The organism is Streptomyces sp. NBC_00457, assembly GCF_036014015.1.
In the GTDB taxonomy this organism is placed as follows: domain Bacteria; phylum Actinomycetota; class Actinomycetes; order Streptomycetales; family Streptomycetaceae; genus Streptomyces.
Window position 1 is genome coordinate 9,249,526 of sequence record NZ_CP107905.1, and the last position, 19,872, is coordinate 9,269,397.

Sequence of the window (19,872 nt, forward strand, 5' to 3'; positions counted from 1 at the left end):
ACCACCGTGAGGAGACATCGACATGCGCGAGCCGACCGGCACCGGAAGCACACGGCAGGCCCTGCCTTTGCCCCGCCGCACCGTGTGCGGACTCGGTGTCACCGCCGCGCTGACGGCCGCCCTCGCCCCCGCCCGGCCCGCATCCGCGGCGCCGGTCCGTGCGACAGCCGGTGTGCCGGGCGACCCGTTCTTCTCCTACGACCGTCCGGCGCGGTTCGGCGTCGTACGCGAGGACGTCAGAGTGCCGCTGCGGGACGGCAGCCATCTGGCCGCCCAGCTCTACCGGCCCGCCGGCCCCGACGGCAAGGCGGCCACCGGCCGCTTCCCGGGGATCATGTACGAGTACACCGCCTACCCCGCGAACCTGGAGCACTTCGGACACGCGGCGTCGTACTTCGTGGAGCGGGGCTACAACGCGCTGGTGTGCCAGGTCCGCGGCTCCGGGGCTTCGCCCGGCACGGTGGACCCCTTCAGTCCGCAGGAACAGCGTGACAACCACGACGCGATCGAATGGCTCGCCCGGCACCTGTCCTCCACGGGCCGCATAGGTCAGATGGGCGTCAGCTACGGCGGACACACCAGTCTCCTCGCCGCCGTGAACCGGCCCCCGCACCTCAAGGCGATCATCCCGACGAACGGCCTGCACGACTGGTACGAGAACACGATCTATCGCGGCGGAATCTACTCGCCCCGCATCCGCGACTGGCAGCAGGCAACCGCGCCCGCGACGCTCCAGACGTACGCCGCGCACCCGCTCTACGACGATTTCTGGCGCGGCCGCAGCGTCATGGCCCACTGGGACCGGCTGACCGTCCCCACCCTCGAAATCAACGGCTGGTACGACCGCTACCGCGACGGCATGGTCAAGAACCACCTCGCCCGGCCCCAGAACGTGTGGCTCGTCTCCGGCCCCTGGGAACACGGCGATCCACGCACCCAGCACGCGGGCATCGGGCCCGGCCCCTATCTGGCGTGGTGGGACCGCTGGCTGGCCGGTGACCCCCGTGCCCCCTTGCCGGCCGCGCGCATCACCTCGTACGAAATCCCCGGCCCCGGCATCGGCACAGGCTGGCACCAGTGGGACGCGTGGCCGCCCCGCGGCGCCCGTACCCTGACGCTCGCGCTGCGCGGCGACGGCTCGCTCGGGACCGCCCCCGGCGCCGGAGGCGAGGCCACCTTCGAGGTCGACACGGGTACCGAGGCGCCGCAGAGCCACCAACAACTCACCTTCTCCACCAGGGCATTGAGGCGCGACCTGGTCCTGGCCGGAGACGCCAGTGTGTCGCTCCGCGCGGCGTTCACCGCCACCGACGGCAATATCGCCGCGGTGCTGTACGACGAGACACCCGACGGCACACGGACGAGAATCACCGCCGGCTGGCTCAAGGCCAGCCACCGCCGCGGGCACACCGCACTCGCGCCGGTGACACCGGGCGCGTTCCACGGCCTGGACGTGCACATCTGGCCCACGCACTACCGGATCGCGGCCGGACACCGGTTGGTGCTGCGGATCTCCAGCGACGACTACCCGGAGATCGACTCCGACGTGCCGACGGGCCGCGTGGCGCTCAAGGTCGGGCTTCACGGATCGGCGGTGCACCTCACTGGACTGGAGTCCGAAGGCCGGTGTCACACCCGGCTGTACCAGTCCCGGCCACGCTCCGAATGACTGCCGCCCAGGAGTAGGAGCGGCTGATCGGCGGGCTCCGTTCCTGCCGGAGCTCGGGCGCCATTCCTGTGACAACTGGGGCCGCCGACTGGTCGGCAGAGGAACGGAGTCGGGTGGTCCGGTCTTTTCGGAGGCCGTATCACCCGTATCGCCCGTATCCTTCGTGGAGACCACGGCGTCACATCCCCGGGCGCCGAACCACTGGAGGCAACACCTCGTGCTGATTGCTCAGCGTCCGTCCCTGGCCGAAGAGGTCGTCGACGAGTTCCGCTCCCGGTTTGTGATCGAGCCGCTGGAGCCGGGCTTCGGCTACACCCTTGGCAACTCTCTCCGCCGTACCCTCCTGTCCTCGATCCCGGGTGCGGCTGTCACGTCCGTCCGCGTCGACGGTGTCCTGCACGAGTTCACCACCGTGCCGGGCGTCAAGGAGGACGTCACCGACCTGATCCTCAACATCAAGCAGCTGGTCGTGAGCAGTGAGCACGACGAGCCGGTCGTGATGTACCTGCGCAAGCAGGGCCCGGGTCTGGTCACGGCCGCCGACATCGCGCCCCCGGCCGGTGTCGAGGTGCACAACCCCGACCTCGTCCTTGCCACGCTCAACGGCAAGGGCAAGCTGGAGATGGAGCTCACGGTCGAGCGTGGCCGTGGTTATGTCTCCGCCGTGCAGAACAAGCAGGTCGGTCAGGAGATCGGCCGTGTCCCGGTCGACTCGATCTACTCGCCGGTGCTGAAGGTCACGTACAAGGTCGAGGCGACCCGTGTCGAGCAGCGCACCGACTTCGACAAGCTGATCGTCGATGTCGAGACCAAGCAGGCCATGCGTCCGCGTGACGCGATGGCGTCGGCCGGTAAGACGCTGGTCGAGCTGTTCGGTCTGGCGCGTGAGCTCAACATCGACGCCGAGGGCATCGACATGGGTCCGTCCCCGACGGACGCCGCCCTTGCCGCCGATCTGGTACTGCCGATCGAGGAGCTGGAACTCACCGTCCGGTCGTACAACTGCCTCAAGCGTGAGGGCGTCCACTCCGTGGGTGAGCTGGTCGCGCGCTCCGAGGCCGATCTCCTCGACATTCGCAACTTCGGTGCGAAGTCCATCGACGAGGTCAAGGCGAAGCTGCACGGCATGGGCCTGGCCCTCAAGGACAGCCCGCCCGGATTCGACCCCACCGCCGCTGTCGACGCCTTCGGCGCGAACAATGACGCGGACTCCGGGTTCGTCGAGACCGAGGAGTACTGAGCGCTGCGCCGCGCCGGGGGCGCGAGCGGGGCACTTCATGCGGTGCCCCCTGTGAAGATCGGTGTTGTGCACCCGTAATCGAAACCCCGTAACTACACTCGCGCCCCATGCGTACCCCCAGCCTCGCCGAGCAGTGGACGAAGATCACCTCCGCCGTGGGCAGAGGTGATGGCCCCGGGGGAGGTGGGTTTCCGTGACGGCCGGGCTGAAGTCCCGGCAGAAGGCCCGTCACAAGCAGACCCGTGACCCCCGCGGCCACTGGCTGTTACTGGCGCTCACCCTCCCCGCCCTGTTCGCCGCCCTGCTCTTCCAGGGCTGGACCGAGCACGAGGTCGATGCCGCGAAGACGCGGTCGCCGTGCACCTCGCCCGTGCCGGATGCCGTGGCGAAGGGCGGGCCGGTGATCGGGATCAACCGCGGCGGGATACAGACGGCGGCGATGCCGCCCCGCACCGTGGCGCTCACCTTCGACGGCGGGCCCGACCCCGTCTGGACTCCGCGCCTGCTCGACCTCCTGCGCACGAAGGGGGCTCGCGCCACCTTCTTCGTCAAGGGCGCCCAGGCGGCGCGGTACCCCGAGCTGATCCGGCGGATCCGTGCCGAGGGGCACGAGATCGGCTCCAACACGTACACCGGTGCTGTTCTCGGCGAGGCCTCGCCGCCCCGCTTCGAGGCCGAACTCGGCATGACCCAGGCCGCGTTGGCGGGCGCCACCGGCCTGCACACCAATCTGCTGCGGATGCCGCGGACCACGACACCGGACACCCTGTGCGGCCGCGAGTGGCAGGCGGCCCGGCGTGCCACCGCCTACGGCTATGTGCTCGTCGCCGCCGACAAGGGGTCGCGGAAGCCGGCGCTGGGGACGGTCAGGCAGCTGAGCCAGACGGCCGGCGCGTACCAGGAGGCGAAGAAGCTGCTCGGGAACCGGAACGTCGACCGGTTCACCACCGTGTCCGCGGGGCTCGATCTCGTCCCCTACTCGTCCGCCTCCACCGTCGACCGCTGGCAGGGGCAGGGGCTGATCTGGGCCACGGCCGCCGGGCGCGCCTTCTCCACGGCCATGATCTGGACCCTCGGCCTCGCCGGCGGCCTCGGTGTGCTGCGGCTGCTGCTCCTCGCCCTGTTCGCCCGGGCCCATGTGCGCAGACTGGAGCGGTTCCTGCCCGGGGCGCCCTGGATGCGGGAGGTGACCGGGCCGGTGACGGTGCTCGTACCGGCGTACAACGAAGAGGTCGGCATCGAGTCCACCGTCCGCTCGCTGCTCGACTCCACCCACCAGGCGCTGCAGATCATCGTGATCGACGACGGGTCGACCGACCGTACGGCCGAGATCGCCGAGGGGATCGGGGATCCGCGCGTGGAGGTGATCCGCAAGCCCAACGAGGGCAAGGCCGCCGCCCTCAACACCGGGCTGGCGCAGGCGCGGTACGACATCGTGGTGATGGTCGACGCCGACACCGTCTTCGAGCGCGATGCCGTTCAGCGGCTCATCCAGCCGCTCGCGCACGCTGCGGTCGGCGCTGTCAGCGGCAACACCAAGGTCGGCAACCGCCGCAGGCTGCTGGCCCGATGGCAGCACCTGGAGTACGTCTTCGGGTTCAACCTCGACCGGCGCATGTTCGAGGTCCTGGAGTGCATGACGACGGTGCCCGGTGCCATCGGCGCCTTCCGCCGGGACGCGGTGCTGGCTGTCGGCGGGCTCAGCGAGGACACCCTCGCCGAGGACACCGACCTCACGATGGCGCTGTGGCGGGCGGGCTGGCGGGTGCTGTACGAGGAGTCCGCCGTCGCCTGGACCGAAGTGCCCACGTCGGTGCGCCAGTTGTGGCAGCAGCGGTACCGCTGGTGCTACGGCACGATCCAAGCGATGTGGAAGCACCGCGGCGCCTTCTTCGGCATGGGCACGGCCGGGCGGTTCGGCCGGCGCGGACTGCCGTACATCGCGCTCTTCCAGATCGCCCTGCCGCTCCTCGCGCCCGTCATCGACGTCTACGCGCTGTACGGGGTGCTGTTCCGCGATCCGCTGGAGTCGGCCCTGGTGTGGTTCGCCTTCCTCGGCGTCCAGCTCGTCACGTCCGGCTACGCCCTGAGACTCGACGGTGAGCGGCTGCGGACGCTGTGGACGATGCCGTTCCAGATCATCGTCTACCGGCAGTTGATGTACCTGGTCGTCATCCAGTCCCTGGTCGCCCTGCTGCTCGGCAGCCGGCTGAAGTGGCACCGCGTCAAGCGGTCCGGCTCGGCCGCTGAACAGATCGGCGGTCCCGTTCCGTACAAGAGTCTGCGTTGACGTTGACCCTTCGAGCAGAACCAGCGGGACGGGTGGATGAACGACTGGACCGAGCATCCAGGAGACCACCAGGCGGCAGGCAGCCGGCCGGGAGGCCACTGGACGGCGAGCGCGGTGCCGGGCGCCGCGCCACCGTCCCCGGCGGTGCCTCCGCCCTCGACCCGCACCGCCCCCCTGCCCGGCATGCCCTCGCCCGCCACCCCCGGCCGCTACGACCAGAGCGCCTACGACCGACGCGGCCAGAGCCACGGCCGCCGCCGCCCCCGACGCCACCGCGTCGCGCGGACGGTGGCCGTCCTGTCGGCCGCGCTGCTGCTCTCCGTCGTCGGCACGTACGTCTGGGCCGACACCCGCCTCAACCAGGAGGTCGACCTCGGGGCGCTCACCGGCCGGGCGCCGCTCGGCGAGGGCACCAACTACCTGGTCGTGGGCTCCGACAGCCGCGCGGGCCTGTCCCTGCAGGAGCAGCAGGACCTGAACACCGGCTCGACCGAGGGCCGCCGCACCGACTCGGTGATCCTGCTGCATACCGGGGCCGACGGCACCACGATGCTGAGCCTGCCGCGCGACTCGTGGGTGACCCTTCCGCCGTACGTCGACCCGGACACCGGCAGGCGCTATCCCGCCACACCGGACAAGCTCAACGCGGCGTTCTCGCTCGGCGGCCCCGACCTGCTCGTCCGTACCGTGGAACGCAACACCGGGGTGCGCATCGACCACTACGCGGAGATCGGCTTCGCCGGCTTCGTGGGCGTCGTCGACGCGGTCGGCGGGGTCGACATGTGCCTGGAGAGGGCCGTGAAGGACAAGGACTCGGGGGCCGACCTGCCCAGAGGCTGCCAGACCCTCGACGGCGCCGAGGCACTGGCGTTCGTACGGCAGCGCAAGCAGGAGGCCGAGGGTGACCTGGGGCGCACCCGCAACCAGCAGAAGTTCCTGGCCGCGCTCGCCCAGAAGGCGGTCACGCCGTCCACCCTCCTCGATCCGACCAAGTCGGTCCCCACGGCCGAGGCGGGCCTCGACACGCTGATCGTGGACAAGGACACGGAACTGCCCGACCTCGTGTCCCTGTTCGAGGCGATGCGGAAGGCCGCGTCGGGGAAGGGCAGCCAGCTCAACGTGCCCGTCTCCAACCCGAATCTCCGTACCTCCAAGGGCAGCGCGGTGCAATGGGACGAACGGCGGGCGCGGGCCCTGTTCACAGCGCTGCGGAACGATTCGGCGGTACCGGCGGGCTAAGCGGGTTCGGCAGCGCCCCGAAGGGGCGCGGGGCTGTATCGATATGCGGCTCCGCCGCGCGGGCGCGACCGGCCACGACGGTGCCGCAGGCGGCCGACGGCACAGCGCGGCACTTCAAGCGGAGCGCTTCGTCACAGGAACGGCGTTCCAGCGTCGAGCCCGGACAGCACCCGGCCGTACAGCTCCAGGTTGGTGGCCGGGTTGACGAACGAGTGCAGGCTCAGCGCTCGCAGATCGCGCACGGTCCGTTGGATCGGCACGTCCCGGTGCAGGGACGAGGCACCGGATGCCGAGCCGATCAGCTCGGCGGCCTCCGTGCACAGCCGCGCCACGTAGCCGCTGCCCGCCCGGATCCGCGCCCGTTCCTCGGTCGTGTACGGCTCCCCGCTCGCCGCCCGCGACTCGATCAGCGTGACGATGTCGCCGGTCAGCAACTCGGCACAGGAGATCTTCATCGCGGCCTCGGCCGCCTGCAGATGCGTGACGGCGGCCTCGCTCTGCCGCTCGTAGAAGGTGTACGTGATACCGCGCCGGTGGATCCGCTCCCGGAACTCCGCCAGCGCCGAGCGCGCCAGTCCGAGCGCGTTCGGCGTCGTCCACGCGCAGAACAGCATCAGCACCGGCATCCGGTAGAACGGGTCGTCCGCGTTGGCCTTGGACGGGAACTCCCCGGCCAGCAACGGCCCGACCGGCAGCACACGATGAGCAGGTACGGCGATGTCCCGGGCGACGACACTGTTGCTGCCGCTGCCCGCCAGCCCCGTCACATGCCAGTCGTCGAGGACCTCCAGCTCGGCCATGGGAACGGCGGCCCACAGGATCTCGGGAGGCCCGTCGCCGGACTCGACCCGTGCGGTGAGCAGATGCCAGTCGGCGTCCTGACAGCCGGTCGCGAAGGGCGAGGTGCCGTTGACGACGTACCCGTCCTCGGTGGGGACGGCCGTGGCGTCCGGGATGAGAGTGCCGCTGACCCGTACGTCCGGGCTGGTGAAGATCTCGTCCTGCGCCTCGTCGGGGAACAGCGCCGCGATGTACGCGCACCCCGCCTGGATCAACGCCATGAACCCGGCCGAACCGCACGCGGCGGAGACCTCGGCCAGCGCGTCGACCTGTGTCCGCAGGCTGCTCTGACAACCGCCGTACCGCCGGGGCACGTTCATCCGGAAGACCCCCGCCTCGGTGAGCGCGGCGACGACTTCGGGCGTGACGCGCCGTTCCTGCTCGGTGCGGACGGCGTGTTCGCGGATGAGGGGACGTAACGCTCGTACGCGGTCGACGAGTTCGGCGTCGGCACCGGGCGGCGCGGGTAACGGAGTCATGAACGCACCGTCACCCGGACGACCGGACGTGTCAACAACGCCCGCAACGCCGGGAATTGAACGGCTATCCGTCGGCGGTCGTGGTGCCGTCCCCCAGTTCGTCGGCCAGACAGGCGAGGTACAGGGCCATGGTCGTGCGGTGCTCACGGAGCGGACGACCGGTGATCTGCTCGATCTTGTTCATGCGGTAGACGACGGTGTTGCGGTGGATGTGCAGGGCGGCGGACGTGCGGACGAGGTTGAATCCGCTCTCGCACCAGGCGGTGACCGTGTCGCGCAGTACCGGCCAGTCCGGCTGGGCTCGCAGTCGTGCCGCGGCCCGTTCGATCAGACGGTTGCGGGTGGGCTGGCTCACCGTCGCCAGGACCTGATGGACGCGTAGATCGGCGATCAGGTGGACCGATGTGTCGACCGCGACGCGGCCGCCGAGGCGGAGCGCGTCGCGGGCGTCCTGGTACGAGTCGTGCAGCCCGGCCACGGAGACGGCCGGTTCGCCGATCCCCGCGCGGGCGTCGAGGCCGTCCTGCGCGGCGATGATGTCGGTGATTCTCCGGCAGTCGTCGATCAGGGAAGCCACCTCGGTCCGGGCCGGGAGCCGGCGCAGTACGCCGATCCAGCCGGGGGCCGTGGAGGCGACGATGTCCTGGGGATCGGCGAAGACCTCGCGAACCGTGCGGAGCAGTTCCGAGCGGACCAGCGCCATGTCCCGGGTCGGGGCGCCCTGACGTCGGGCGGCCGTCGCGGGCACGCTCACCTCGAACGCCACCGCGACCCGCTCGAGCCGTAGGTCGTAGCCGAGTTCAGCGGCCCGGAAGAGGAGGAAATCACCTTCGACGACCTGAGGGTCGTACGACGCGATGTCGGCGAGCAGCGTCTCCGTGGCCCGTTCCGCGAGCAGGCGGGAGCGCAGCATCACGGATTCCCTGAGCAGGATCTCCGTCTGGCGCTTCACCAGCAGCCCGAAGCGGCGTACTTGAGCAGGGGTTCCGGTGATGCCGACCGTTCCCACCGCCTGCCCGTCCGTGACCAGCGGCAGGGTGACACCCGGGCGCACCCCACGCAGCTGCTGGGCCTGCAACGCGTTGTGCGTGGCGGCCTCCTGAGTGCGGATCACATCGACCGACGCTTCATGGAAGGACCCGACCCGGCTGGTGTCGCCGCTGCCGATGACCATGCCGTCCGCATCGGTGATCAGCACATTGAAGCCGATGACGGCGGAGGTGTCCCCGGCGATCTCCTGCGCGAGTGACGGGCTCAGCACCAGGCTTCCTCCCGTCGCGGGAATGGACCGGCAACGGGTCGTGGACCGGCCGGCGGCTGGACGCACCGTACAGCATGCCGAGGAATACCGGCCGCAAGTTCGTACGAAGTGACCGGTGACGTGATGAGGTCCTGTCCATAACGTATGGGCCCAATCACCTCCCCGTCGGAGGCACAGCGCGGTGAAACGGCGGGCTCCTTCAGCTCCCTCAGCACTGATTCGGAAGGCCCACGCCATGACCCGAATACGATCGCTCACCGGCGGTTTGTCGGTAATGCTCCTGATGCTGGCGGCCACCGCCTGTGGCTCGGGCGACGATGACGCCCCCAAGAACGTGTCCGCCGGGACCGCCGCGCTGGGCACGCTCACGCCCGGTGTCATCAAGGTCGCCGTACAGCCGTACGCTCCGTACACCAGTGTCGAGGGCGACAAGATCGTCGGCCTGGACGGCGACATCCTCACCTACGTGTCCGAGAAACTGGGCCTGGAGATCGAGCCCCAGGTGACGGACTTCGCCGGCATGCTCGCGGGCGTGCAGTCCCGCCGCGTGGACATCACCATCGGCGGTGTCGCCTGGTCCGCCGACCGGCAGAAGCAGGGGCTTTTCACCGATCCGCCGTACTACTCGCCCCCGGCCATGGCCGTCCGCAGCGGGAAGACCTACAAGACCGTCGACGACCTGAAGGGCCTGGAACTCGGCACGGTCGAGGGCTATGTGTGGGTCAAGTCGATCCAGGCCGTCCCCGACGCCAAGCTGCACGCCTACCCCGACGCCAACGGAGTCTTCGACGACCTCGGCGCGGGCCGCGTGGACGTCGGATTCCTCGACCCGCTGATCATCATCGCGGCACAGAAGGAACGGCCCGACCTGAAGATCGACACCCAGTACCTGACACCCCCGACAGCGGCCGAGGTCGAGGCCAAGCCCGACTACCAGTACTTCCAGCCCTACCAGACCGGCTTCTACCTGCCCCAGAAGGCCACCAAGCTGGAGAAGGCGATCTCCGCCGAGATCGACGCCATGTACCAGAACGGCGAGATGGAGAAGCTCGTCAAGAAGTACGGCGGTGATCCCGAGCAGTTCTTGAAGCCCTCCGCCGATGTCGCCACCGCGCGCCGCGGTGTGGACCGGCCCCAGGACTGGACCCCGCCGTCCATCGGTGAGTGAGGGGCTGACATGTCCGATCTCTTTCAAGTCCCCTGGTCCGACTACCGGCCCGACCTGCTGGACGCGCTGTGGCGCACCCTCTCCTACACGGTGGTGAGCTTCGTCGGCGCCGTGCTCCTGGGCCTCGCCGTGGCGCTGCTCAGGCTGAGCAGGGCATGGCCGCTGCGCGCGGTCGCCGCCGTCTACACCGAGCTGTTCAAGAACATCCCCCTGCTCGCCATCATCTTCCTGGCCTACTTCGGCCTGGCCTCGGCGGGGATCCGGCTGGACGTCTTCACCGCCGGATGCCTGAGCCTGGTCGTCTTCTACGCCGCCTACCTGTCCGAGATCTTCCGCTCCGCGATCAGCGGCGTGCACAACGGGCAGACGGAGGCAGGGCAGGCACTGGGACTCGGCAGGGCGGGAATCTTCAGTCACATCGTCCTGCCGCAGGCCGTACGCCAGGCACTGCCCGGGACCAACACGATGCTCGTCGACCTGCTGAAGTCCACTTCGCTGCTGGTCACCGTCTCCGCCGCCGAGCTGATGTCCGAAGGGCGGCTCATCACCTCGGCCACGTTCCGGGCCCTGGAGGTGTATCTGGTCATCTCGGCCATCTACTTCGCCCTGTGCTACCCGCTCTCCCAACTGCTGCTTCTGCTGGAGCGGAAGGTACGTGCAGGCGTCCCCCTGTCCCCGTGGCGACGACGGCGCCTGCGGGCGGCGCGTGCCCTGCTCGCCCAGGATCTGAGCGCCGACGTGAAGGCAGGTGCCGTATGACCGAGCCAGTCACCGCCGCGCAGACCACATCGCCGGCGCCGCCCGAGGCCGTCGTGCGGATCGGCGGGCTGAGCAAGTCCTTCGACGGCAGGCTGGTGCTCGACGACGTCCACCTGACCATCGACCGGGGCCGCATCGTCAGCGTCATCGGACAGAGCGGCGGCGGGAAGACGACCTTGATGCGCTGCGTCAACCTGCTGGAACGGCCCGACCGGGGCACGGTCGAGGTCGCCGGAGAGGTGGTGCACCAGGACGGCCGCACGGTCTGTCGCGACCTGGCCCGGCTGCGCCGCACCGTGGGCATGGTCTTCCAGCGGTTCAACCTGTTCCCGCACCTCACCGCCGTGGAGAACGTCGTCCTGGCCCAGCGCAAGGCGGGCATCCCGGAGCCGGAGGCGCTGGAGCGTGCCGTCGCGCTGCTGCGCCGGGTCGGTGTCGCCCACCGTGCCCTCGCCCTGCCCGACCAGCTCTCCGGCGGCGAGCAGCAACGCGTCGCCATCGCGCGGGCGCTCGCCCTCAAGCCCGAGTTGCTGCTCTTCGACGAGCCCACGTCCTCCCTCGACCCCGAGGCCACCCGGGAGGTGCTGAGCGTGATGCGCGAACTCGCCGCGGACGGAATGACGATGATGCTGGTCACCCACGAACTCCCCTTCGCCCGCGAGGTGGCCGACCATGTGGTCTTCGTCGACGGCGGCCGGATCGTGGAGGAGGGGAGGCCCGAGGACGTTCTCGGAGCACCCGCCGAGGCCCGCACCCGGGAGTTCCTCGCGTCGTACGGATCCGCGTCATGACCGGCGTGCCCGGCAGGCCGGGGCCGGTCGGTGACCACCCTGTCGTGGTCGTGGGAGGCGGTGTCGTGGGCCTGTGCACCGCCTACTACCTGGCCGCGGCCGGGCTGCCGGTGGCGGTCGTCGAGCGGCGCGGCCTGGGCTCCGGGGCGTCCCGGGGCAACGCGGGCTGGGTGTGCCTGAGCCACTCGACGCCCGTCCCGGCCCCGGGTGTGGTGCGCTACGCCCTGCGCTCGCTGGGGCGGCCGGACTCACCGCTGTATCTACGGCCGCTTCCGGATCCGGCGTTCCTGCGGTGGCTGTGGCGGTTCTGGCGCAGCAGCACCCCGGCCGCGTTCCGGCGTGGTTACGCCGCGATCGCCGAGCTCAACCGCGGCACGTTCGACCTCTTCGACGGCCTGCGCGATGCGGGGGTGGACACGACGCTGACCCGGCCCGGGATGGTGCACGCGTTCCTGTCGCCGGTGGAGGCTCGTCATCACCTCGCGATCCAGCAGGAGATGGCGGACGGCCGCTATCCGATGCCCGACGACGTCACCACGGGTGCCGAAGCGCATCTGCTGGACGCCGCGCTGTCGCCCCAGGTGCGCGCGGCCTACCTCGTGGAGGGGGAGGGCGTGGTCGATCCGGAGGCCTTCGCCCGCGGGCTCGGTGCGGCGCTGGCCGCCGCGGGGGTGAAGGTCCATGAGAACGCGGAGGTCACGGGATTCCGGTCCGAAGGGGGGCGGGTCACCGCGTTGAGCACCGACCAGGGCGAGATTCCCTGCTCGGCCGTCGTCGTCGCGGCCGGTATGCGCTCTCCCCGTCTGCTGCGTGCTCTGGGACACCGACTGCCTCTCCAGGCGGGCAAGGGCTACAGCTTCTCGGTGGAGCTGGACCCGGCGCCCCGGCACACCTTGTACTTCGGCGAGCGCCGGGCCGTCGCCTCACCGATCGGCGGCACCACGCGGATCGGCGGCACGATGGAGCTGAGCGGCAACAACAGCCGTCTCGACTGGCGCCGCATCGTCGCCGTGGCGCTGGCGAGCCGGCACTATCTGGGCCGCTGGTTCGACGACCCGGACGACTTGGTGAGCGTGATCCGTGACCCCTGGGTCGGTGGGCGGCCGTTCCTCCCCGACGGCCTGCCGGTGATCGACCGCGTCCCAGGGCACGCCAATGCCTTCGCGGCCACCGGCCACGGCATGCTCGGCGTCACCCTGGGCCCCGCCACAGGGCACCGGCTCGCCGAGTACATCCGCACCGGCCGACGCCCCGAGGCCCTCGCACCGTTCTGCTTCGACCGGCTCCGCCGCTGAACCGGAACGCTCAGGTGTAGCGGCGCAGGACGAGGCGGCGCCGGCCGTCCTTTTCCAGTACGTCGGTGTCCACCTCGTAGCCGTGGTCCTCCGCGTAGCGCAGGGCGGCGGCGTGGCCGTAGGCGCGGGCGACCTTGGTCAGCCATGGCTGGTCGTAGCGGGACCTGTCGTACTCGCTGATGACGGCTTCGAAGGTGCCGTCGTCGCCGCGGCGGAAGCCGATGTCGTTGCTGAGGCGGCCGATGTGGGCGCGGCGGATGATCACTTCGGCGCGGTCGCGGCGGGCGTCGCCCTGGTAGCCGTAGAGGCGCTGGGGCGTGTCGTGGCTCTCGACGGTGGTGAAGCCGACCGCGGCGAGGGCCTGGACGAGCAGGCCGGGGTCGCGCAGGGCGGTGCGGACGCGGGTGAAGTGCGACATGACGATTCCTTGGGGTCGGAGACGGGAGGGGGTGCAGCCGGGTGTTCACGCCAGGCGGACGACCGGCTGTCTGTCCAGGACCAGGGTGTGGCGGCGCAGGTCGTAGGCGGAGACGGTGAGGCGCTTGTGGGCGTCGATGCGGAACTCGAGGCGGAAGCGATCCTCTCCGGCCGTGGCCGGCGGGTCGGCTTCCAGGAAGGTGGGGCTGTCCTCGTTGAGCCAGAGCATGGACCGCTGCTGGCGCTGCTGCGGGGTGACGGTGACGGTGCGGGCGCCGCCGCCGGCGTCGAAGGAGATCTCCAGCTCGGCGCTGGCGTCGCGGTAGGTGGCGTGGGCGAGTTCGTAGACGGCCAGGCCGAGTCTGCGCTGCCGGTCGTGCACCGCCCTGACGGTGAGCGTCTTGACCGCTTCCTCGGTGGGATAGGCGGTGCCGGCTTCCACCAGGGTCTCGAACTCGTAGGAGCCGGTGTCGTGGTCGACATGCCGGATGGCGTAGTCGTGCTGGATGTGGTCGAACAGCTCGCTGCCGCCCGCGATGCCGGCCGCCCCGGCGGCCACCGCCTCCAAGGGCCGGTCCAGGCGCACCACTTCGGGGTCGAAGTGCAGGTGGACGACGTCCTGCACGGCGGGGATGAGGCAGCTGCCGCCGACGAGGAAGACGCCCCGGATGTCGTCGGTGCCGAAGCCGCGGGTGGCGGCCAGATCGAGGCAGGAGCGCAGGGCCTGGTTGATCCGGCGCAGCACGCCCTTGTCGCGCAGAAGGGCGTCGAACTCGCCGCGGGTGACCGTGACTTGGTGCACACGGTCACTACGGGCGTCGGCGGCGCGGATGACGGCCTGCTCGGCGGTCGCCAGCTCCCGTTTCGCGCGCTCGGCGGAGGCCAGGAGGCGGCGGAAGACCTGGTTGCGGCCGATCTGGTCACCGTGCGGCAGGGCGAGATGGCCGAGGGCGTGTTCGGCGAGGAACGCGTCGATGGTGTTGCCGCCCAGGTCCAGGCCCCGCTTCGCGATCGTGCGCACCCCCGCGCCGGAGCCCGTCTCGTCGGGCTCCTGCACCCGGACGACGGAGACGTCGAGGGTGCCGGCCCCGAAGTCGATCACGGCGAACGCGTCGCCGGGGTTGAGCCGGGCGCTGTAGCCGACGGCGGCCGCGGTGGCCTCGTCGACGATGCGGAGGCGGGCGGTGGGAAGGCCCTCGCGGACCTCGCGCACCAGCCAGTCGCGGTAGCCGTCGAAGGACTCCACGGGCGCGGTGGCGACGATCTCCAGGTCGTCGTCCTCGATGGTGAGCAGCGCCAGCGCCATGATGTCGCTGAGGAACTGGGTGGCCGCCTCCCGGCCGGTGACCTTGCGGTCGCCGACCGGGCGGCCCGCGTCGTAGGCGTGTCCGGAGACGTTGCTCTTGGTGGACGCGAAGACGGTGAAGCCGGGGTCGTCGTCCATCTCGGGGGTGACCTGCATACCCAGGCGGCGGGTGGTTCCGTCGTGGGCGTACGCGATCAGGGAGGGCACCACCCGCTGGGTGGGTCCGGGGCCGGCCTCGCGCAGCATGTCGACGCCGGGCAGCGGGATGGGGACGCCGCGGCCCGCCTCGGGGTCCCAGCCCGCGACGACGGTGTTGGCGGTGCCGAAGTCGATGCCGATACGGGTGGTCATGCGTCTCCCTTACGTCCGTGAAGCTCGCCCAGTTCGATCTCGTGGTCGCCCGGCCTCACCGACCCCGCCGATCCGCCGAGCCCGACGTCGTGCCGGAAGCGGTGTTCCAGGCACATCCGCAGCAGCCCCAGGGTTTGCCGGGACGATTCGTCCAGGACCGGGTGCTCCATCACCGCGACCACTTCCGTCAGCTCCCCGGGGCCCATCACGCCCATGGGGTGGGCGATCCATGGACGAAGGGCGAGGGCGGTCAGGACGTAGATGTCGACGGCGCCCTCTTCCAGGCCACCGACCGCCAGCAGGTCTCCCCGCGGTGACACCCGTGCGCAACGCGCCCTGGGACGGGGCTGGTAGTCGGAGAGCAGGGGGATCTGCTCGGACACGGAGTCTTCGGGCGGGGGCGCGTCAGGCGTGGGCGGCACGTCGAGGAGTTGGAGATAGGTTTCCGTGACGGCGAGGAACCGGTCCAGTGCGGGTGACCAGGCGAGGTGGATCGGGGATGTCCCGTACGTCCAGGAGCGGGCCGTGACCGGCGCCTGTGAGGTCGTGAGAGGTTCGTGCCACACATGCAGCCCGCCGGAGTTGGTGCCGCAGATGAGAGCGGAAGGCGAGAGGGCGGCCGAGTTCGCGTTGAATCTGAGGATTTCGGGGCCAATGAGCGTGTTCACAGCAGAGTCGTTCACAGCGGAGTCGGCGAGATCGGCGACCACGATGTTGCTGGGCTCGTCGACCACGGCGATCAGCCGCCCCTCCGCATCCACTACGGCCGTCCTCGGAGTGATACGTCCCTGCCAGCGCAGCATGCCGCTGTCGGTGAGGTTCCCGCCGGAGCGGCCGGTGAACACCGTCCACGCGGCCGGCGCTTCGAGGCTTCTCGCGGTCACGATGAAGGCACGGTCGCCGGCGATGCGCTCCACGTCGCGCACATCGCCGGGCTGGTTGTAGAGCGCCAGCGTGCCGTTCTCGTCGGCGTAGTGGATCTGCTTGCCCGCTACGACGATCATGGCGTCGGAGCCCAGATGTGCGATCCGCTGCGCCGGATGCGGGAGGTGGTCGTCCAGCCACACCAGCGTCAGACTGGCGAGATCCACGATCCCGGCACAGTGCCTCGACCCTCGCCCCGCGAAGGCGAGTTGCATGCCGTCCGGGGCGAAGTCGAGAGCGTGGACCGCGATCGGATGCTCGCCGGTGTCGGTCGGCCAGATCCGGGTGCGGGGGAGGGAGCGGAGCGGACCTACGCCGGCCAGCCCTTCCACGAACCGGGCCACGTCAATCGGGTCCGCGGCACGCAGTGCTTCGAAGACGCGGCGATCGTCCTCACGCTTCGGACGCCAGTCACCGAACTCGTCGGCCGTCTGCACCGCTTCGTGCAGCGACATCAGCAGCGTGAGGGACCACAGGCGGTCCCAGTCACGCCGGTCCGCCAACTGCTCCGCCACATACGCACGTTCGTGTTCGGAGAGGGTGGCGAAGTCCTCCTCCCGGGAACTCTGTCCCGCCAGCACGCGCACCACGTCCAGGATGCCGAGTCCGCTCATCTCGACCCGCAGAACCGAGCGCTCCTCGTCGGAGGCGCCCCGGTAGCCGAGCGTCAGGAGAGAGCCGTCGGGATCCAGCGCCTGATACTGCTCCAGCTGTCTGGTGCGTACGAAGAAGATGGCGCGCTGGACTGGATCGGCGGGCGCGAGATGGTGCTCGGCGCAGAAGGCCGCCGCGCTGGGGGAGTCCAGCGCCGCCTCGCAGAACAGGTCGATGGTCTCGGGGGCGCTCTGCGCGAGCAGCCAGGCCCGGGCTTGTTCGCCGATGGGGTGGTCGAAGCGGAGGGCGGCATCGATGAGGGTGCGCTCTTCCAAGGGCACGTCGTCGTCGCCGAGCGCCAGGCGGCTGAGGAAGCGCAATGGGAGCTCGGAGGTCGTCGGGGCGGGGCCCCAGCGCTTCAGCAGTGACCACAGCCCGGCATCGTCCTGATCGAGCCAGTCCTGCCACGCGGCGTCAACGAGCATGGCGGGTACGGGCGTTGGGCCCTCGGGGAGTCCTGCCACGAGAGGGGAGGCCCATCGCCCCGGGGACGCACCGGACACCGACGGCATCAGCCACGACCGGAACACCGCCTCCTGGCCGTGGGCCTCCAATGCGCGGGCGACGGCGCGCAGGGCCTGGGGCGCACCGGAATCCGCGGCGCGCAACACGGCCCCCAGAGCCCAACGGCGCAGCCGGGAGTCCCGGGCTGTCCGCAGTCGCAGCACCAGCACGGCGATCCGTACCCGCATCGGCCTCACTCCGTCCTGTCAGCGCCGAGCGCGATGTCCGCGCCGAAGCGATCCTCGAGAGCGCACACGCCGGGCCCGCAGCGCGCGGAGCCGTCGTCCCGTCGGCGCGCGGCGAGTTCGGTCAGCCGGGCGGCGTGGGGAGCGGCGAGCGTCTTCGTCACCCGGCTCACCCGCCCAACTCGATGTCGTAGGCGCCGGCGACCGCCGCCCCGTGCGTGTCCCCGAGCCACACGTCGTGGCGGAACCGGTGCTCCAGGCAGGTCCGCAGCAGTGTGAGCGTCGTCCGGGACTCCTCGTCCAGCACCGGGTTCTCCAACACCGTGACCACCGCCGTCAGATCCCTGGGCCGCATCAGTCCCATCGGCTTTCCGATGAACGGGCGGACGGTGAGGAGGGACAGTGCGTAGAGATCGATGTGACCCGGCAGGACGCCACCCATGGCGAGGACATCGCCTCCCGGCGACAGTCGCATGAACGGCCGGGCTCCCGGCACGGTGCTGCCGAGCGGGATGGGTTTCGGGACACGTGTGCCGGGGACCGGCCACTCGTCGTATGCCGGAGTGCCGAGTGCTTTGAGGCGCGGCAGGTGCACCGCGATGTCGAGCCCTCGCCGGCTGAGCGCCAGAAGCCGCTGCAGCGCGGGTGACCAGGACAGGCCGATCAGCCTTCTGTCCTCCTGTTGCTGCCACAGGCGCTTCGACACCGGAGCCTTCCCGGAGGTGAGCGGGTCGCGCCACACCTGCACGCGGCCCTGGTCGTTCCCTCGGACAAGAAGGGACGGCGACATGGCGGCGTGCGGCATGCTGTCCCCGGCCGCGGCTGTGCTGCCGCGGAGGGTCGCCGCCGCCGTGGGGTCGGCGAGATCGGCGACCAGGGCGGTCCGCTGGTCGAGCACGGCGACGGTCCGGCCCTCGGGATCCAGGGTGGCCGTGAGGCCCGGGTGGTGGTTCCGGCCGCTGAGCATGCCGGTGTCGACGAGTGGGCCGCCGGCTTCCCCGGTGAACAGCGTCCATTCGCCGTCCTCGGTACTGTCCTGTGCGGCCAGCACGATGAAGCACGGGTCACCGGCGGTACGCCGCAGCTCACGGACGTGGGTGATACGGGTGGTCCCGAAGCGGAGCGTCTGTCGGCCCTGGCTGTCGTAGTAATGGAGCCGGGTGCGGGCGGGCCGCTGCCTGCCCCGGTAGCGTCCGGAGTCCGCGACGACGACGGCGTCGGGCCCCAACTGCGCGATCCGCGTGGGGGAACCCGTGAAGTGATACAGCCGGAACAGGGTGGTGCTGTCGAGATCGACGATCCCGGCGCACTTGCCTTGACTGGCGAAAGCGAGCCCGCGGCCGTCCGGCGCGAAGTCGAGATCGACGACGTCGGTGGCCCGCTCGTCCAGGTCGCGGAGCGCGATCCGGGTGTGCGGGGTGCCCCAGACCGGCGACCCGGTGGAAAGGGCCTTCACCTGCTTGGCCACCGGTCCCGCGGCGAGCAGCGTCTCGAACATGCGGCGGTTGTCCTCGCCGGACGGCCGCCAGTCGCCGAACGCGTGGACCACTCGGACGGCGTCGGCGAGCGGGAGCAGCACAGTGAGCGGCCACAGTCGGTCCCAGTCGCGCCGCCGGGTGAGCTGCCCTGTCAGATAGGCGCGCTCCTTGTGGTTGAGGGAAGCGACGTCCCCGTCCCGATGGCGTTGTCCGGCCAGCACGCGGAGTACGTCGATGCCGCCGAGCCGCGTCATGGCCTCCCGCAGCGCCGAGCGCTCCTCGGTCGGCGCGTTGCGGTAATGGGCGGCCAGAAGCGCTCCGTCGGGGTCCAGTGCCCGGTACTGCTCGTGCTGCCCGGTGCGCAGGAAGAACGCGGCGCGTTCCGCGGCGTCGGCGGGGGCGAGGTGATGGGTCAAGCAGAACTCGACCGCGTCCGGCGTATCCGCCTGCACGGCTGTCGCGCAGAACAGATCGACCGCCCTCGAATCGTCGCAGGTCAGCAGTTTCGCGCGGGCCCGTTCACCGATGGGGTGGTCGAAGCGGGCGGCGGCATGGGCGAGGGACGGGGCGTCGACGGTCTCATCGCCGCTGGTCTCTCCGTCGTCGCCGAGCGCCAGACGGCTGAGGAAACGCAGCCCCGGGTCGGACGTCGCGGTCGACATCGTCGCCGCGCGATTCCACCTTCTCAGCAAGGACCACAACTCGGGCTTGTCTTCGTCGAGCCACTCGCGCCAACCCGCGTCCACGAGCACGTCGTGCACGGCCGTTGAACTGCTCGCCAGTTCCGCCACGAGCGGGGACGTCCACCATCGCTGGGAGACTCCGAACACCGCGGTCCCCAGCCAGATCTCCCAAACGGTGTCGGGGCCGAGGGACTTGATCGCGCCCACGGCGGCCCGCAGAGCCACGGGCTCACCGGAGTCGGCAGCGCGGAGCACGGTCTCCAGCGCCCTGTGGCGCCAACGGGAGTTCTTCCCGAGAGGCAGCCACAGCATCACGACCGCGATCCGTATCCGCATGGG

The 19,872-nt window shown here is 70.5% G+C and carries 15 protein-coding genes; 8 read left to right on the plus strand and 7 right to left on the minus strand.

Annotated elements, in window-relative coordinates; all coding sequences use genetic code 11:
* Positions 1-22: 22 nt before the first annotated feature.
* The 4 genes from OG828_RS42350 to OG828_RS42365 all read left to right on the plus strand — a co-directional run bounded on the left by OG828_RS42350 (position 23) and on the right by OG828_RS42365 (position 6,438).
* Positions 23-1,669, plus strand: coding sequence for a CocE/NonD family hydrolase (locus OG828_RS42350; protein WP_328504140.1), 1,647 nt, complete (start codon positions 23-25; stop codon positions 1,667-1,669).
* Between the two features lie 217 nt (positions 1,670-1,886).
* Positions 1,887-2,909 carry a DNA-directed RNA polymerase subunit alpha gene (locus OG828_RS42355; protein ID WP_210571255.1) on the plus strand — a complete coding sequence of 341 codons (1,023 nt, stop codon included), beginning with the start codon at positions 1,887-1,889 and terminating at the stop codon, positions 2,907-2,909.
* A gap of 193 nt (positions 2,910-3,102) precedes the next feature.
* Positions 3,103-5,199, plus strand: coding sequence for a glycosyltransferase (locus OG828_RS42360; RefSeq protein ID WP_328504141.1), 2,097 nt, complete (start codon positions 3,103-3,105; stop codon positions 5,197-5,199).
* Between the two features lie 36 nt (positions 5,200-5,235).
* Positions 5,236-6,438 carry an LCP family protein gene (locus OG828_RS42365; protein WP_328504142.1) on the plus strand — a complete coding sequence of 401 codons (1,203 nt, stop codon included), beginning with the start codon at positions 5,236-5,238 and terminating at the stop codon, positions 6,436-6,438.
* A 131-nt stretch (positions 6,439-6,569) separates the two neighbouring features.
* Here OG828_RS42365 and OG828_RS42370 read toward each other — a convergent pair whose 3' ends face one another.
* Together OG828_RS42370 and OG828_RS42375 are read right to left on the minus strand one after the other, a co-directional pair.
* Positions 6,570-7,757 carry a flavin-dependent monooxygenase gene (locus tag OG828_RS42370; RefSeq protein ID WP_328504143.1) on the minus strand — a complete coding sequence of 396 codons (1,188 nt, stop codon included), beginning with the start codon at positions 7,755-7,757 and terminating at the stop codon, positions 6,570-6,572.
* Between the two features lie 64 nt (positions 7,758-7,821).
* Entirely contained in the window at positions 7,822-9,018 is a 1,197-nt protein-coding gene (locus OG828_RS42375) for a CdaR family transcriptional regulator (RefSeq protein WP_328504144.1), read from the minus strand.
* Between the two features lie 235 nt (positions 9,019-9,253).
* On the opposite strand from OG828_RS42375, the gene OG828_RS42380 reads away from it, so the two are divergent.
* Genes OG828_RS42380 through OG828_RS42395 form a run of 4 tightly spaced genes read left to right on the plus strand, consistent with a single transcriptional unit; the run spans position 9,254 to position 13,031 of the window.
* The gene (locus OG828_RS42380) at positions 9,254-10,186 is read left to right on the plus strand and encodes a substrate-binding periplasmic protein (RefSeq protein WP_328504145.1); all 933 of its coding nucleotides are present in this window, start codon (positions 9,254-9,256) and stop codon (positions 10,184-10,186) included.
* Between the two features lie 9 nt (positions 10,187-10,195).
* On the plus strand, positions 10,196-10,945 hold the full coding sequence (locus tag OG828_RS42385; protein ID WP_210571260.1) for an amino acid ABC transporter permease: 750 nt from the start codon (positions 10,196-10,198) through the stop codon (positions 10,943-10,945).
* Positions 10,942-11,736, plus strand: a complete 795-nt coding sequence (locus tag OG828_RS42390) for an amino acid ABC transporter ATP-binding protein (protein WP_328369262.1) — start codon at positions 10,942-10,944, stop codon at positions 11,734-11,736. Before OG828_RS42385 ends, OG828_RS42390 begins: the two co-directional genes overlap by 4 nt.
* Positions 11,733-13,031, plus strand: coding sequence for an NAD(P)/FAD-dependent oxidoreductase (locus OG828_RS42395; RefSeq protein ID WP_328504146.1), 1,299 nt, complete (start codon positions 11,733-11,735; stop codon positions 13,029-13,031). Before OG828_RS42390 ends, OG828_RS42395 begins: the two co-directional genes overlap by 4 nt.
* A 10-nt stretch (positions 13,032-13,041) precedes the next feature.
* Here the strand turns inward: OG828_RS42395 and OG828_RS42400 are convergent, their stop codons facing one another.
* From OG828_RS42400 to OG828_RS42420, 5 genes are read right to left on the minus strand one after another with little or no spacing between them, the layout of a single operon-like run.
* A complete protein-coding gene (locus OG828_RS42400) occupies positions 13,042-13,449 on the minus strand; it encodes a DUF1257 domain-containing protein (protein WP_328504147.1) in 408 nt (135 codons plus the stop codon).
* Positions 13,450-13,494: 45 nt separating this feature from the next.
* Positions 13,495-15,105 (minus strand): Hsp70 family protein, encoded by a 1,611-nt coding sequence (locus tag OG828_RS42405; RefSeq protein WP_328504148.1) that lies wholly within the window; start codon positions 15,103-15,105, stop codon positions 13,495-13,497.
* Complete coding sequence (locus OG828_RS42410) at positions 15,102-17,375, minus strand: hypothetical protein (protein ID WP_328504149.1); 2,274 nt, start codon at positions 17,373-17,375, stop codon at positions 15,102-15,104. The genes OG828_RS42405 and OG828_RS42410 overlap by 4 nt, the downstream gene beginning before the upstream one ends.
* A gap of 5 nt (positions 17,376-17,380) precedes the next feature.
* Entirely contained in the window at positions 17,381-17,536 is a 156-nt protein-coding gene (locus OG828_RS42415) for a hypothetical protein (RefSeq protein ID WP_328369276.1), read from the minus strand.
* A gap of 5 nt (positions 17,537-17,541) precedes the next feature.
* Complete coding sequence (locus tag OG828_RS42420) at positions 17,542-19,869, minus strand: hypothetical protein (protein WP_328504150.1); 2,328 nt, start codon at positions 19,867-19,869, stop codon at positions 17,542-17,544.
* Between the last annotated feature and the right edge of the window lie 3 nt (positions 19,870-19,872).